Source organism: Streptomyces sp. NPDC055099, from assembly GCF_053607685.1.
Map to the genome: position 1 here is coordinate 33058 of NZ_JBSGUA010000005.1, position 14786 is coordinate 47843.

8 protein-coding genes are annotated in these 14786 nt (G+C 71.9%); 6 read left to right on the forward strand and 2 right to left on the reverse strand.

Going from position 1 to position 14786, the window contains the following annotated elements; translation table 11 throughout:
• Positions 1–113: 113 nt before the first annotated feature.
• The gene (locus ACWFRU_RS14635) at positions 114–1238 is read left to right on the forward strand and encodes a GuaB3 family IMP dehydrogenase-related protein (protein WP_365823484.1); all 1125 of its coding nucleotides are present in this window, start codon (positions 114–116) and stop codon (positions 1236–1238) included.
• Between the two features lie 55 nt (positions 1239–1293).
• Here ACWFRU_RS14635 and ACWFRU_RS14640 read toward each other — a convergent pair whose 3' ends face one another.
• Entirely contained in the window at positions 1294–2547 is a 1254-nt protein-coding gene (locus tag ACWFRU_RS14640; RefSeq protein WP_453686862.1) for a nucleotide sugar dehydrogenase, read from the reverse strand.
• Positions 2548–2797: 250 nt separating this feature from the next.
• Here ACWFRU_RS14640 and ACWFRU_RS14645 point away from each other — a divergent pair, with 250 nt between their 5' ends.
• On the forward strand, positions 2798–4504 hold the full coding sequence (locus ACWFRU_RS14645) for a glycerol-3-phosphate dehydrogenase/oxidase (protein ID WP_453686864.1): 1707 nt from the start codon (positions 2798–2800) through the stop codon (positions 4502–4504).
• A 19-nt stretch (positions 4505–4523) separates the two neighbouring features.
• On the opposite strand, the gene ACWFRU_RS14650 is transcribed toward ACWFRU_RS14645, so the two are convergent.
• Positions 4524–5657, reverse strand: coding sequence for a serine hydrolase domain-containing protein (locus ACWFRU_RS14650; RefSeq protein WP_453686865.1), 1134 nt, complete (start codon positions 5655–5657; stop codon positions 4524–4526).
• A gap of 135 nt (positions 5658–5792) precedes the next feature.
• Here ACWFRU_RS14650 and ACWFRU_RS14655 point away from each other — a divergent pair, with 135 nt between their 5' ends.
• From ACWFRU_RS14655 to ACWFRU_RS14670, 4 genes are all read left to right on the forward strand, one after another.
• Entirely contained in the window at positions 5793–8045 is a 2253-nt protein-coding gene (locus ACWFRU_RS14655) for a serine/threonine-protein kinase (protein ID WP_453686867.1), read from the forward strand.
• Positions 8046–8194: 149 nt separating this feature from the next.
• A complete protein-coding gene (locus ACWFRU_RS14660) occupies positions 8195–11047 on the forward strand; it encodes a protein kinase (RefSeq protein WP_453686869.1) in 2853 nt (950 codons plus the stop codon).
• Positions 11048–11283: 236 nt separating this feature from the next.
• Complete coding sequence (locus ACWFRU_RS14665) at positions 11284–12990, forward strand: serine/threonine-protein kinase (RefSeq protein WP_453687582.1); 1707 nt, start codon at positions 11284–11286, stop codon at positions 12988–12990.
• 103 nt (positions 12991–13093) lie between these two features.
• Positions 13094–14725, forward strand: a complete 1632-nt coding sequence (locus ACWFRU_RS14670; protein WP_453686871.1) for a serine/threonine-protein kinase — start codon at positions 13094–13096, stop codon at positions 14723–14725.
• Positions 14726–14786: the final 61 nt, after the last annotated feature.

Below are 14786 nucleotides of genomic sequence, written 5' to 3' on the forward strand. Positions count from 1 at the left end.
CCCGATTCCCGGGGCCGCCCCCTTCGCGCGCGTCGGGGATACTGGAGCGGCAGACCGAGTGCCGAAGTGCCGAAGAAGTGCGAAGTACCGAAGAAAGCTGAAGGGCCACCCACGTGACTGAGATCGAGATCGGGCGCGGCAAGCGCGGCCGCCGCGCGTACGCCTTCGACGACATCGCCGTCGTGCCGAGCCGTCGTACCCGCGACCCGAAGGAGGTCTCGATCGCCTGGCAGATCGACGCCTACCGCTTCGAGCTGCCCTTCCTGGCGGCGCCGATGGACTCGGTCGTCTCCCCGCAGACCGCGATCCGCATCGGCGAGCTGGGTGGTCTGGGCGTACTGAACCTCGAGGGTCTGTGGACGCGGTACGAGGACCCGCAGCCGCTGCTCGACGAGATCGCGGAGCTGGACACCGACAACGCCACCCGCCGCCTCCAGGAGATCTACTCCGCGCCGATCCAGGCCGACCTGATCGGGCAGCGCATCAAGGAGGTGCGCGACTCGGGCGTGGTCACCGCCGCCGCGCTCTCCCCGCAGCGCACCGCCGAGTTCTCCAAGGCCGTCGTGGACGCCGGTGTCGACATCTTCGTCATCCGCGGGACGACCGTCTCCGCCGAGCACGTCTCCGGTGCCGCCGAGCCGCTGAACCTCAAGCAGTTCATCTACGAGCTCGACGTGCCGGTGATCGTCGGCGGCTGCGCCACGTACACCGCCGCCCTGCACCTGATGCGCACGGGCGCGGCCGGTGTCCTCGTCGGCTTCGGCGGCGGCGCCGCGCACACCACGCGCAACGTCCTGGGCATCCAGGTGCCGATGGCCACCGCCGTCGCGGACGTCGCGGCCGCCCGCCGTGACTACATGGACGAGTCCGGCGGTCGGTACGTGCACGTCATCGCCGACGGCGGCGTGGGCTGGTCCGGCGACCTGCCCAAGGCCATCGCCTGCGGTGCCGACGCGGTGATGGTGGGCTCCCCGCTGGCGCGCGCCACCGACGCGCCCGGCAAGGGCCACCACTGGGGCATGGAGGCCGTCCACGAGGACGTGCCGCGCGGCAAGCGCGTCGACCTCGGTGTGGTCGGCACGACGGAGGAGATCCTCACCGGTCCCTCGCACATCCCGGACGGCTCGATGAACTTCTTCGGGGCGCTGCGCCGGGCGATGGCGACGACGGGCTACAGCGAGCTCAAGGAGTTCCAGCGCGTCGAGGTGACGGTCGCGGACTCGCAGCACAGCCGCTGATCGACTGCTTCTACAAGAAGGGCCCCGGTACGCATACCGGGGCCCTTCTTGTGTGTCACAGGCGGTGGGCCGCGCCTGCCGGGGTCGCGCCGCGGGTGTCGAGGAGCAGCTGCGCCTTCACTGCGAGACCTTGCAGGTCGTACGTGCGGTGGTGCTGGAGCAGGATCGTGAGGTCGGCGTCGGCCGCCGCCTCGTAGAGGGAGTCCGCGCGGGGCACGGGGTGGCCGAGCACGCTCCAGCTGGGCACGTAGGGGTCGTGGTAGCTGACGGCGGCGCCCATCTCCATCAGGCGGGTGGCGACCTCCTGGGCGGGGGAGCCCTGCTGGTCGGCGAGGTCGGGCTTGTAGGTGACGCCGAGGAGCAGGACGCGGGCGCCGCGGGCCGACTTGCCGTGTTCGTTGAGCAGGGTCGCCGAGCGCTGGATCACGTACCGGGGCATGCGGTCGTTGACCTGCTGGGCCAGTTCGACCATGCGCAGGGGGCGTGCGCCGCGGCCGGGGCCGGGGAGGTCCAGGGGGACGCCGTGGCCGCCGACGCCGGGTCCCGGGCGGAAGGCCTGGAAGCCGAAGGGCTTGGTCTCGGCGCAGCGGATGACGTCCCACAGGTCGATGCTCAGGTCGTGGCAGAGCACGGCCATCTCGTTGACCAGTGCCATGTTCACGTGCCGGTAGTTGGTCTCCAGGAGGTGCACCGTCTCGGCCTCGCGTGGGCCACGCGCGCGTACGACCTTGTCGGTGAGGCGGCCGTAGAAGGCGGCGGCCGATTCGGTGCAGGCCGGGGTGAGGCCGCCGATGACCTTGGGGGTGCCGGCGTAGCCGTGGGTGCGGTTGCCCGGGTCGAGGCGGCCGGGGGAGTGCGCGAGGTGGAAGTCGCGGCCCGCGCGCAGGCCTGAGCCCTCTTCGAGGATGGGACGCAGGAATTCCTCCGTGGTTCCGGGGTATGCGGGTGACTCAAGGATCACCGTGGTGTGCGGGCGCAGCCGTGCGGCCAGCGCGTGGGCGGCTTCGGCCACCTGGCTCAGATCGAGGCTGCGGTCGGCCGCCGGAGGGGTGGGGGCGCAGATGACCGCGGTGCGCACCCGGCCCAGCTCGACCGGATCGGTGGTGGGCCTGAAGCCCCCTGAGAGCATCCGGCGGACATCGGCGGCCGTGAGGGTTCCCTCGGCGCCGTCGCAGGGCAGGCGGCCGCTCGCCAGGTCGACGGCGCGGGCGGGGTCGTAGCCGATGGTGGCGATGCCGCCGGAGACGGCGGCCTGGGCGAGGGGCAGGCCGAGGTGGCCGAGACCGATGACGGCGAGATCTGCGGGCATGGCGGTGGGCCGTCCTCCCAATAGCCGGAGCGGGACGAGCGCGCAAGCCCTGTGGACAAGGTGGACCAGCGCAATGTCAGACTAGGAGTAAATATGACCGTTATGCGGCATTGCGCTGTGCCGGGCGTCGGAGTGTTGGCCGCGGGTTGGCCGTGGGTTGTCCACAGGCGGCAACCGAACTCAGCGGACCCGGCCGGAATCTGGGCATGATGTGAGCGCGACCACACCCGACAGCACACGGGAGGCAGCGGTGAGGACAGCGACCTTGGGACCGGCGGAGCGTGCCGAGTCACTTGCGGGAATGGCCGAGCGGGAGCTGGATGTCCTGGTCGTGGGTGCGGGAGTGGTCGGTGCGGGCACCGCACTCGACGCCGTGACCCGCGGCTTGTCCACCGGCCTCGTCGAGGCGCGGGACTGGGCCTCGGGCACGTCGAGCCGGTCGAGCAAGCTGATCCACGGCGGCCTGCGCTATCTGGAGATGCTCGACTTCGCGCTGGTGCGTGAGGCGCTGAAGGAGCGCGGCCTGCTCCTCGAGCGGCTCGCCCCCCACCTCGTGAAGCCGGTGCCGTTCCTGTACCCCTTGCAGCACAAGGGCTGGGAGAGGATCTACGCCGGATCGGGCGTCGCGTTGTACGACGCCATGTCGATGTCCCGAGGCCACGGCCGGGGCCTGCCCATGCACCGCCACCTGACCCGGCGTCACGCCCTGCGCGTCGCCCCCTGCCTGAAGAAGGACGCCCTGACGGGGGCGATGCAGTACTACGACGCGCAGATGGACGACGCGCGCTATGTGGCGACCCTCGTGCGCACGGCCGCGGCGTACGGCGCCAAGGTCGCCAACCGCGCCCGGGTCACGGGCTTCCTGCGCGAGGGCGAGCGCGTCGTCGGGGCCAAGGTCCAGGACGTCGAGGGCGGCGGGGAGTACGAGGTCCGGGCCAAGCAGGTGGTCAACGCCACCGGGGTGTGGACGGACGACACGCAGGCGATGGTCGGGGAGCGGGGCCAGTTCCACGTCCGGGCGTCCAAGGGCATCCATCTGGTCGTACCGAAGGACCGGATCAACTCCACGACCGGGCTGATCCTGCGGACGGAGAAGAGCGTCCTCTTCGTCATCCCGTGGGGCCGGCACTGGATCGTGGGGACGACCGACACCGACTGGGACCTGGACAAGGCGCACCCCGCGGCGTCCAGCGCCGACATCGACTATCTCCTCGAACATGTGAACTCGGTGCTCGGGGTGCCCCTTTCACGGGACGACGTACAAGGGGTGTACGCGGGGCTCAGGCCGCTGCTCGCCGGTGAGTCGGACGCCACGAGCAAGCTGTCGCGCGAGCACACGGTGGCGCATCCGGCACCGGGCCTGGTGGTCATCGCGGGCGGCAAGTACACGACGTACCGCGTCATGGCGAAGGACGCCGTGGACGAGGCGGTGCACGGCCTCGACCAGCGGGTCGCCGACTGTGTCACGGAGGACATCCCGCTGGTCGGTGCCGAGGGGTACAAGGCGCTGTGGAACGCGCGGGCCAGGATCGCGGCCCGCACCGGGCTTCACGTGGTCCGGGTGGAGCACCTGCTGAACCGGTACGGCTCACTGGCCGAAGAGGTCCTCGCCCTCGTCACGGCCGATCCGACCCTGGGCGAGCCGCTGCCCGCCGCGGACGACTATCTGCGCGCCGAGATCGTGTACGCCGCCTCGCACGAGGGGGCACGGCACCTGGACGACGTGCTGACCCGACGCACGCGCATCTCGATCGAGACGTTCGACCGGGGCACGCGCAGCGCGCGGGCGTGCGCGGAGCTGATGGCGCCGGTCCTCGGCTGGGACAAGGACCAGGTGGAGCGGGAGGTCCAGCACTACGAGAAGCGGGTGGAGGCGGAGCGGGAGTCGCAGCGGCAGCCGGACGACCTGACGGCGGACGCGGCGAGGCTGGGGGCGCCGGACATCGTGCCGCTCTGAGGACAGCCGCTGCGCCGCCCTAGCGGGGGCAGAACTCGGCGGCCAGAAGTGTCCGTTCGAGAGCCGGGTCAGCCAGCCGGTCCGTGTTGACCCGGAAAGTGAGGACGCGGTCGCCGTCGCGGGTGGCGGCCGTGCGTACGTAGCTTCCGCTGATGCGGCCGTTGTGGCCCCAGACCGTGGTGCCGCAGGGCAGTTTCTGCGGGAAGAGGCCCATGCCGTAGTGGCCTTGTGCGGCGCGGGTGTTGAGCATCTGGCGGAGCTGGGGCGCGGGGAGCAGGCGGCCGGCGAGCAGGGCGGCGTAGAAGCGGTCCAGGTCGGCGAGCGTGGAGATCAGTTCCCCGGCGGCGCCCGCGACGGCCGGGTTGAGGGCGGTGACGTCGCGGCCCCCGGTCGTGTACGCGCGGCCGTGCGGGGACGGGAGCGTGGTGCGGGTGCCGGGGAATGAAGTGCCGGACAGGCGAAGGGGGGTGATGATCCGGCGGGCGGTCTCCGCCGCGTACGAACGGCCGGTGACCTGCTTGATCACCATGCCGAGCACGACGTAGTTGGTGTTGGAGTACGACCAGCGGCCGGGGGTGGTCGCGGGTAGGGCGAGGGCGGTACGGACCGCTTGCGTCGGAGTGAGGGGGACGAGGCCCTTGGGGCCGGTGGTGTAGTCCGCGAGGCCGCTGGTGTGGGTGAGCAGGGCGCGCAGGGTGGGCGCGCGTCCGTCGAGGTCATTGCCGCGGACGAGACCGGGCAGATGACGTTTCACGGGGTCGGACAAGGACAGACGGTGCTCGGCGGCGAGTTGAAGGATGACCGTCGCGATGAACGTCTTGGTGATGCTGCCCGCGCGGAAGTGCTCGGTGCGGCGAATGCGCGGGGCGCCGCCGTCGCTTTTGCCGGCTGCAGGCCGGTTGACGTGGGCGAAGTGCCAGAGGGGCCGTTGGGTCGGCTGCCGGTCCGGTGGGCGTTCCGGGGCTCCCGGCACGGTCGTTGACCATGGGGCTTCGCGGGCCAACAGAGCCGCGGCGGGGGCCTTGCCTCGGGTGACGAGCAACGGAAGAGTGGCGTCCGTGGCCGGTTCGGCGGCCGGTGGCGCACTGGCGGAGGCCAGGCCGATGAGGGTCACCGCAAGGGGTATGGCCAGCAGTGTCCGTGTATGGGGCATGGCGGTCCCTCCTTGTGCGGAGCCCATCATGGGGGACGACGGACCCTGGGCGTGGACCAGTCCCTGAGTAAGGGACAATGGAGGCTCTGTCAGGGCGGGTTGCGCGGGTAGCAGCGGTAGCAGCAGAGGGGACGCATGTCGGACGCGGAGAAGACGGGTCAGTCCCGTCAGGACAAGAGCGAACGTCTCCTCTCCGGGCGCTACCGGCTGGGAGAAGTGCTCGGCCGCGGCGGTATGGGAACCGTCTGGCGCGCCAAGGACGAGACACTCGGTCGTACGGTCGCGGTGAAGGAACTGCGTTTCCCGTCGAGCATCGACGAGGACGAGAAGCGCCGGCTCATCACGCGTACGTTGCGTGAGGCCAAGGCGATCGCGCGGATCCGCAACACCAGTGCGGTGACCGTGTACGACGTGGTCGACGAGGACGACCGGCCGTGGATCGTGATGGAGCTGGTCGAGGGCAAGTCCCTGGCCGAGGCCATCCGCGAGGACGGGCTGCTCACGCCGAAGCGCGCGGCCGAGGTCGGGCTCGCCGTGCTCGACGTGCTGCGGTCCGCGCACCGCGAGGGAATCCTGCACCGTGACGTGAAGCCGTCGAACGTGCTGATCGCCGAGGACGGGCGGGTCGTTCTCACGGACTTCGGCATCGCGCAGGTCGAGGGCGACCCGTCGATCACGTCCACCGGCATGCTCGTCGGCGCGCCCTCGTACATCTCGCCGGAGCGGGCGCGCGGGCACAAGCCCGGCCCGGCCGCCGACCTGTGGTCGCTCGGCGGTCTGCTGTACGCGGCCGTGGAAGGCGTCCCTCCGTACGACAAGGGGTCGGCGATCGCGACCCTCACCGCGGTCATGACCGAGGACGTCGAACAGCCGACGAACGCCGGGCCGTTGGAGAAGGTCATCTACGGCCTGCTCGCCAAGGACCCCGAGCAGCGGCTCGACGACGCGGGTGCGCGGGCGCTCCTGCTCGACGTGATCCATGCGCCCGAGGCCAAGGACGAGCCGGAGCCGGTGGACGCGACGAAGGTCGTGCCGTTGCCTCCGGTGCCGCCGGCGTTCGGGATGGCGAAGCGGTTCGGCAAGGGCAAGGGAAGCTCCGGTGCGGGTGCTGCCGGGGTTGGTGGTGCCACTGGTTCGGCGGGTACGGCCGAGGCTTCCGGGGGCTCCGGTGCTGCCGGGGCCGCTGGGTCCGCTGGTGACTCCGGCCGGAAGGGCGAGGAGGCCGCCGAGCGGCTGAAGGGTGCGCTCCGGTCGGTGCGGAAGGCCGCGGCTGCGGCTACGACGCGGGGCACGGGCACGGGTGCGGGGACCGGGGCGGCTGCTTCCGGTTCTGCTTCTGCGGCTTCGCCCGCTGACTCCGGTTCCGGTTCGGCTTCCGGTTCTGGATCCGGTACCGGCAATGGTGCCGGCACTGGCACCCGCTCGGGCGCCGCTTCTGGGGCGGTGGCGGACAAGCCTTCGCGTTCCGGCGCGGCTGGTGCTGGTGCGGTCTACGGGGCCGTCGGCGCCGGTGCCTCCGGCGCTCGCCCCCATTCCTCGACGACTGCCGCCTATTCCGCTTCCTCTTCCGCTTCGACACCGCCGCGTACGACGCCTCCCAAGGCCTCACTCACCGACGTGGTGCCCCGGCGCACGCTCGTGATCTTCTCCCTGGCCCTCGCACTCGCGGTGCTCGGGACCGTGCTCGCGTTCGCGCTGAGCGACGGGGACGAGAGCGGTGCCCGGGACAGCAAGAACGGCGGCGACAAGGCCGCGTCCAGCGGGGCGACCGCGGGCAGCGGCGAGAAGGAGCAGGAGAAGGACAACGACAAGGGCGCCGGGCAGGACGACGGCGCCGACAAGGGCAAGGGCAAGGACGACGCGGACACGGGTGCCGGGGCGAGCCCCGGTGAGGGCGAGAGCCAGGACCCGGGCGAGGGCGACGGCGACGACGACTCCGGCAAGAAGCCGGGGGACGCGGCCGAGTCGACGTACAAGCACTCCCAGGGGTTCTCGGTGGGGCTGCCCAAGGGCTGGAAGTACCAGTCCACGGGTGCCGCGGGCGCGCGTTTCACCGGGCCGGACGGGCAGAAGCTGCTGATCGGCTGGACGCCGACCCCCAAGTCGGATCCCGTGGCCGACTGGAAGAAGCAGGAGTCGTACATGGTCCGGTCGCAGTACAAGCGGATCCGGATAGAGAAGGTCGACTACCGCGGCTGGAACACGGCCGACTGGGAGTTCACGTACGTCGACGGCGGCACGAAGTACCGCTCGATAGACCGGGGCACCGTCGTCAACGACCACCAGGGCTACGGAATCATGTACACGGCCAAGGCGGCCAAGTGGGACAGCGACGAGCGCAAGGCCACGTGGCGGACCTTCACCAAGACGTTCGAGCCGAAGAAGTAGCAGGACTCCGCGGAACGTGCCGGTGAGATCTCGCATCCCCTCAATGTGGTTTGCCTCCGGCACGTATCGTGAGTGCTTGCGGACAGTACGCAGCCGCAACAGGACGCAAGGCGAACGGAATTGACCACCGGGCGGACGGGGGAGGCGTCGTGGACGAATACGCGGGGCGGGTACTCGCCGACCGCTATCGCCTCCCCTTGCCTCCCGCGGACGAGTACGAACTCGCCGAGACGCGGGCCTTCGACACGTACAGCGGGCAGGAAGTCCTGGTCAGGCAGGTCCCGTTGCCCGAGGTCGTCGACGCCGAAGTGCTTGAGCTGGACGAGCGCGACCTCCCGGAGGGGGAGCTTCCGGCCGGGTTCGTGAGCGCGGGTGCGGTACGACGGCCGTCGGCGCGCACGACGCGCAGGCCGTCGGACCCGGCGGTGCGCCGTGCGATAGAGGCGGCGCAGGCCGCCGCGCAGATCCCCGACCATCCACGGCTCGACCAGGTCTTCGACGTGTTCGCCGAGGGTGGTTCGCTGTGGATAGTCAGCGAGTTGGTGGCGGCGAGGCCGCTGGCCGCGCTGCTCGCGGACCGGCCGCTGAGTCCGTACCGGGCGGCGGAGGTCGCCTCCGACGTGGTGACGGCGCTGCGGGTGCTGCACGCGCACGGCTGGGTCCACCGGAACATCACCGCGCGCACGGTCCTGGTCTGCGACGACGGCCGGGTGGTCCTCACGGGCCTCGCTGCGGGCGCGGCCGAAGAGGCGCTGTGCGGGTACGACCCTCGGCCCGAGGAGTTCCTCGCGGGGTTCGAGGGCGGGCACGCGGCGGGCGCGGGCGCCAGTGGAAGTGCTGGCCCTGAGACCGGTGGCGGGCCCTCGATCGAGGAGCGCGATGCCGCCCATGCTGCCCGTGCCGCCGACGACTCCGACCCCTCGCGAGGGCAGGCCGCCATCGAGGCGGCGGCTCCGGGCCCGGCACGGAACAGCGCCATAGCCGCGTATCGCGCCGGGACGCGTGCGGCGGCGCGGGTGAACGAGGACGAGGGACGCCGGGGCGCGGAACTGCCGGGGCCCAGGAGCGGCGATGGACCGCGCGGCAGGGGCGGCGATGGACCGCACGGCAGGGGCGGCGAGGCCGAGCCCGAGGCCGCCGGGCGGATTCTGGACCCGTACGGCGTCGCGGGTACGAAGCCGTGGCACGGGGCGGTGCCGAGGGGCGGAGGCCCTGGTCCCATGAGTCCCGCCGCGGGCAGCGGCGTTGAGCGTGCCGGGGGTCCTGCCGGAGGCCCCGCCGGGGGTTACGCCCCCGAGGAGCCGAACAGGGGCGGGGCACCGGAGCTCGGCCGTGCGCGGCCCGGCGAGGGCGGACCCGGCCGTGGCGTGCAGGGCGGTGGCGAGCAGGGCGGTGTAGGACAGGGCGGCCAGGGTGCGCCTGGTTCCGCGGGCGGCCATGGCCGGATGGGAGCCACCACCGGCCACGCCGTTCCGGCCCCCGCCCATGCCCCCGTACCCTCCCAGGCCCCCGCACCCGGGGCACCCGCTCCCAAACCCCCCGCCACCTCCGCGTCATCCGGCCACAGTTACTGGGACGCCCTCGTCGCCGAGCGGAGTGGGGCCCGGCGTGGACCCGCCACCGCGCTCGCCGCGGAGCGGGCCCGGCACGCGCGGATGACCGTGGTCGGAGGCGTGACCGAGCGCTGGGCGCCCGAGCAGGCAGGCCCCGTGCACGAGAACTGGCAGCTCGCCCCGCCCATCGGACCGGCAACCGACCTCTGGGCCCTGGGCGCGCTGTTGTTCCGGGCCGTGCAGGGCCACGCGCCCTACCCGGAGGAAAGCACCTTCGAACTCGTCCAGTTGGTGTGCGCCGAGCCGCCCGCCTTCGCGGAGGAGTGCGGCCCGCTGCGGCCCGTCGTCGAGTCCTTGCTGCGTCAGGACCCCACCGAGCGCCTCGACATCGAGGAACTGAGCGGCTGGCTGCGGTCGCTGGTGCGCTCGGCGCCCGAGCCCGAGGCCGGTGCGAACGTCGTGCCCGCGCCCCCGTTCGACGCCCGGCGGCTGCCTGTCGTACGCCGTCGCGGTGATCTCGTACGCCGGAAGAAGCGGCGCGCCCCCGCGCCCGCCGCCTCCCCGAACTCCCGGCAGAACGGCCGCCGGAAGCACAAGCACAAGCGAGGGCGTGAAGCCAGGCCGCCGGCGGCCGCCGAGGCCATGCCCAGGCGGACGGCCGCCACGCCCATGCCCGAGCGGATGGCCCCGGCGCCCAGGCCCAAGCGGAACGGGACAGGGGCGCCACGTTCCCTGGGGCGCCTCCTGCTCCTGCTCATCCTGGTCGGCCTCGCCGCGGCTATCGCGTACGCCATGGTCTTCATGCCCAAGTCGAAGGAGAACGAGGGCAGCGAGCGCGCGGGCTCCGCGGGGGACCCCGGCACCAGTCAGGCGCCGGACCCGGGCAGCAGTGCGAGCGCCCAGCCCAGCGAGGACGGCAAGGCCGATGAGCCGAGCGGAAAGCCGGACAAGAGCCCCAGTTCGCAGAAGCCGCAGACCAGCGGGCCCGAGGTGCCGCAGGGCTTCACGTTGCGCAAGGACGCCGAGGGCTTCCGGATAGCCGTCGCCAGCGGCTGGGACCGGCAGCCCAAGAACGGGCGGGGGCAGGTCGTCTACACGAAGGGCGACTTCGAACTGATCGTCGTGCCGGGACGGGACGGCACGGACGAGTACGGCAGCGACCCCCTGAAGTACCAGCGCGAGCACGAGCGCGAACTGCAGCCGTTCCGCGACTCGACCTGGGCCGAGTCCTCCGGGATGCGCAGGATCGACGTGGGCGGACGGGTCATGGGGGAGGGGCAGTTCACCTGGCAGGGGCCGGGCGGCGGCGAGGTCTTCGTACGCAATCTCGCGATGATCGTCGGCGGGAAGTACCACGTCGTGCAGATCCGCGGGCCCGAGTCCGAGCGCGACGAGGTGGACCGGCTCTATGAACAGGCCTCGTCGACCTACCAGGTGACGGATTCCTGATCGGTCATCAACCACCCTTCGCCGGCCGTCGCTCCCCAGTCACCATGTTTCACTTCTTGCACGGTGTTTGACTGTTCCTGACCGCTGTCCGCGGTGTTGATCGGCCGCGGAAACGGCCCGGCGTCGTTGCGTCGCGCGTCACAGTGAGGTCTCCGAGGACCCCCGGAGGTTCCACGTACGCCGAGCGCTCCCTAATCTGTGCCATGTCAGAACCATTGCGGGGGATCGTGAATCAGATGCAGGGCCTGCTCCTCGCGGGCCGCTACCGGCTCGGAGAGTCCATCGGCCGCGGTGGCATGGGACGGGTGTGGCGCGCACAGGACGAGGTGCTGCACCGGACCGTCGCCGTCAAGGAACTGACGGCCGCGCAGTTCGTGGCCGAGGCCGACCGCGCGATCCTCTTCGCCCGTACGCACGCGGAGGCGCGGGCCGCCGCCCGCATCAACCACCCCGCGGTCGTCACCGTCCATGACGTCCTCGAGTACGACGACCGGCCCTGGATCGTCATGGAGCTGGTCGAGGGCTGTTCACTCGCCGACGCCGTCAAGGAGCAGGGCCGCATCGAGCCCGTCGAGGCCGCCCGCATCGGCCTGTGGACCCTGAAGGCCCTGCGCGCCGCGCACGCCGCCGGTGTCCTGCACCGTGACGTCAAGCCCGGCAACGTACTCCTGGCGGACGACGGGCGCATCCTGCTCACCGACTTCGGGATCGCCGCGATCGAGGGCGACACGACCATCACGCGGACCGGCGAGGTCGTCGGCTCCGTCGACTACCTGGCCCCCGAGCGCGTCAGCGGGGCCAACCCCGGGCCCGCGTCCGACCTGTGGGCGCTCGGGGCGACCCTCTACACGGCGGTCGAGGGGAACTCTCCCTTCCGCCGCACGTCCCCGCTGGGCACCATGCAGGCCGTGGTCACGGAGGAGCCCGCGCCGGCCGAGTACGCGGGTGCGCTCGCCTCGGTCATCGGCGCGCTCCTGCGCAAGGACCCGGACACCCGGCCGACCGCGGAAGCCGCCGAGTTGATGCTGGCCGAGGCGGCGGAGGGACGACAGCCGAGCGCTGCACAGGCGTACGTACCGACGCAGGCCCACGCCACGTCCCAGCAGGGGCAGCCGCAGCAGCAGTCGCGGGCCCATCCGCAGCCGCAGTCCCACACCCCGCGGTTCGGCCACCGCTCAGTGGAGCCCGGCACCGTCGCCGACGGGTACGGCAACGGCTACGGGAACGGCAACGGTTACGGCACCGGCAACGGCAACGGCTACGGGGACACCGCCGGTTCCTCCCCCTCCTCCGGCACCTTCGTCCACAACTCACACCAGCCCCCGGCCACCCACCCCCCGAAGCGCCGCAAGGCGCCCATGTTCGTCGCGGCGGCCGCGGCGGTCGCGCTGCTCGGCGGCGGAACCGCGGGCTACCTGTACTACGCGGACGGCGACGACGGCGGTAAGCGGCAGTCCGCCGACGGAGGGCAGGGCAAGACCGTCGGCGGCATTCCCGCGGACTGGCACCGCGTGAAGGACGCCGAGGGCTTCAGCATGATGCTGCCCAAGGGCTGGGAGCGAGAGGCCAACGGCAGCCAGATCGACTACACGCCCGACCACGGCCGCCACTTCGTACGCATCGGCATAGACCGCAACTCGACGTGGGAGAGCCCCTACACGCACCAGGTGGACCTGGAGAAGAACCTGCGGGTCAAGCTGCCCCGCTACAAGCGGCTCCAGCTGAACTCGAACAACTTCCGCGACCGTACGGGTTCCCTCTGGGAGTTCAGCTGGACCGCGGGTGCGAACGACACCACGGCGGGTCCGCGCCGTGCCATCTCACAGACCTATCTCAGCCGTGACGGCGTCGAGTACGTGATTTACATGTCGTCCCCCGCAGAAGACTGGAGCAAGGCGCGCCAGCAGTTCGACGCGATGCTCCGGGGCTGGCGGGAGAGCTGAATGCGGTCGCCCGTGGCCGGGACGACTGGGACAAGCGGCCGGAACCAGTCCGCCCCGCAGGCCCACAGGGTCCGACCGCACACGTGTGGGGCATGATGGCCGCATGGGGAGCGTGGGGGACAACGCCCGGGTCATAGCTGGCCGTTACCGCCTGGATGTGCGGCTCGGCAGGGGTGGCATGGGCGTGGTCTGGCAGGCCACGGATCAGTTTCTCGGCCGCCGGGTGGCCGTCAAGGAACTCGCCCTCGACGACACGCTCTCCGAATCCGACGCGACGCAGCAGCGCGAGCGGACCCTGCGCGAGGCGCGGGCGGCAGCCCAGCTCAGACATCCGCACATCATCGTCGTCCACGACGTCGTCGTGCAGAGCGACCACCCGTACATCGTCATGGAGTTGATCGAGGGCGGTTCGCTGGCCGGGCGGATCGCGCAGACGGGTCCGATGAGCGCGCGGGAGGTGGCCCGGATGGGCATCGACCTGCTCGGCGCGCTGCGTGTCGCGCACGCCGCCGGGGTCCTGCACCGCGACATCAAGCCCGCGAACGTCCTCATGGAGGAGACGACCGGCCGTGTCGTCCTCACCGACTTCGGGATCGCGCAGGTCAGCGGGGCGACGACGCTCACGGAGATCGGGTCGTTCGTGGGCTCCCCCGAATACACCGCGCCCGAGCGCATGTCGGGCGAGCGGACGGGGCCCGAGTCCGACCTCTGGTCGCTCGGCGCGCTCCTCGTCACCGCGCTGACCGGTGAGTCGCCCTTCCGCCGGGACTCGATCAGCGGAGTGCTGCACGCCGTCGTCTTCGACGAGATCCGCCCGCCGCCCGCCGCCGCCCCGCTGCTGCCCGTCATCCTCGGCCTGCTCGAACGCAACCCGGACCGGCGCCTTGGCACCGTGGAGGCGGAGCGGCTGCTGCGGACGTACGTCGAGACGGGGCGGATGCCCTCGACGCCCGCGGGCCGGGCCGGCGGCCAGCCGGCGGCACTCCCGGGGGGTGGGCCCGGCGGCTACACGCCCACCTACCGCGACCTGCCCACACGCCCGCCCGCGCAGCCGCCGGGGCCTTCCCGTCGCCGGCGCAGGGCGATGCTGATAGCGGCGGCGCTCGTGGCCGCGGTGGCCGGGGCCGGCATGTCCGCCGTGCTCCTGATGAGCCGGGACGACAACGGCGGCGGTACGCCCACCACCCCCGCCACGCAGTCCGCGCAGACGAAGACGGTGAGCCCCACACCTTCGCCGACCCCGACGGTGACCGTCACGCGAGGCTCCCGCACCCCGAAGCCCTCCACGCCCGAGCCCCCCGAGGGCTACCGCGTCACGAAGGACCCCCGCGGTTTCACGCTCGCCGTGCCGGACGGCTTCACGCGCGAGGTGGACGGGCCCCGCACGTTCTACAAGTCCCCGGGCGGCACCTTCCGCATAGGCATCAAGGAGTCGACCCCGGAGCCGGGCGGCCCGCTCGCCGTGCAGCGCCGCTCCGACGCCAAAGGGCCTGAGAACAACCCCGGTTACCGGGACGGAGAGGTCACCGAGACCTCGCACAACGGACGCCCCGCCGCTCTGTGGCAGTTCAGCTGGGACGGCTTCACGCAGGCGGAGGGCGACCGGCACACGTACGACCTGTGCTGGGAGGAGGGCGGCCGGATGTTCGACGTCTGGGTCTCGGCGCCGGTCGACAAGGCCAAGGAGGGGCGGCGGTACTTCGACACGGCGGTGGACTCGTTCGTGCGCCGCTGAGGCTTCGCCGGGCGCATCACCCCTGTCACAAGTCAGTGACCCGGGTGGAACCCCGGGCCGT

Bases quoted from the DNA above. Each gene is read 5' to 3' on its own strand.
- ACWFRU_RS14640 (WP_453686862.1), bottom strand. From the start codon at position 2,547: ATGCCCGCAGATCTCGCCGTCATCGGTCTCGGCCACCTCGGCCTGCCC.
- ACWFRU_RS14650 (WP_453686865.1), bottom strand. From the start codon at position 5,657: ATGCCCCATACACGGACACTGCTGGCCATACCCCTTGCGGTGACCCTC.
- ACWFRU_RS14655 (WP_453686867.1), top strand. From the start codon at position 5,793: ATGTCGGACGCGGAGAAGACGGGTCAGTCCCGTCAGGACAAGAGCGAA.
- ACWFRU_RS14665 (WP_453687582.1), top strand. From the start codon at position 11,284: ATGCAGGGCCTGCTCCTCGCGGGCCGCTACCGGCTCGGAGAGTCCATC.
- ACWFRU_RS14670 (WP_453686871.1), top strand. From the start codon at position 13,094: ATGGGGAGCGTGGGGGACAACGCCCGGGTCATAGCTGGCCGTTACCGC.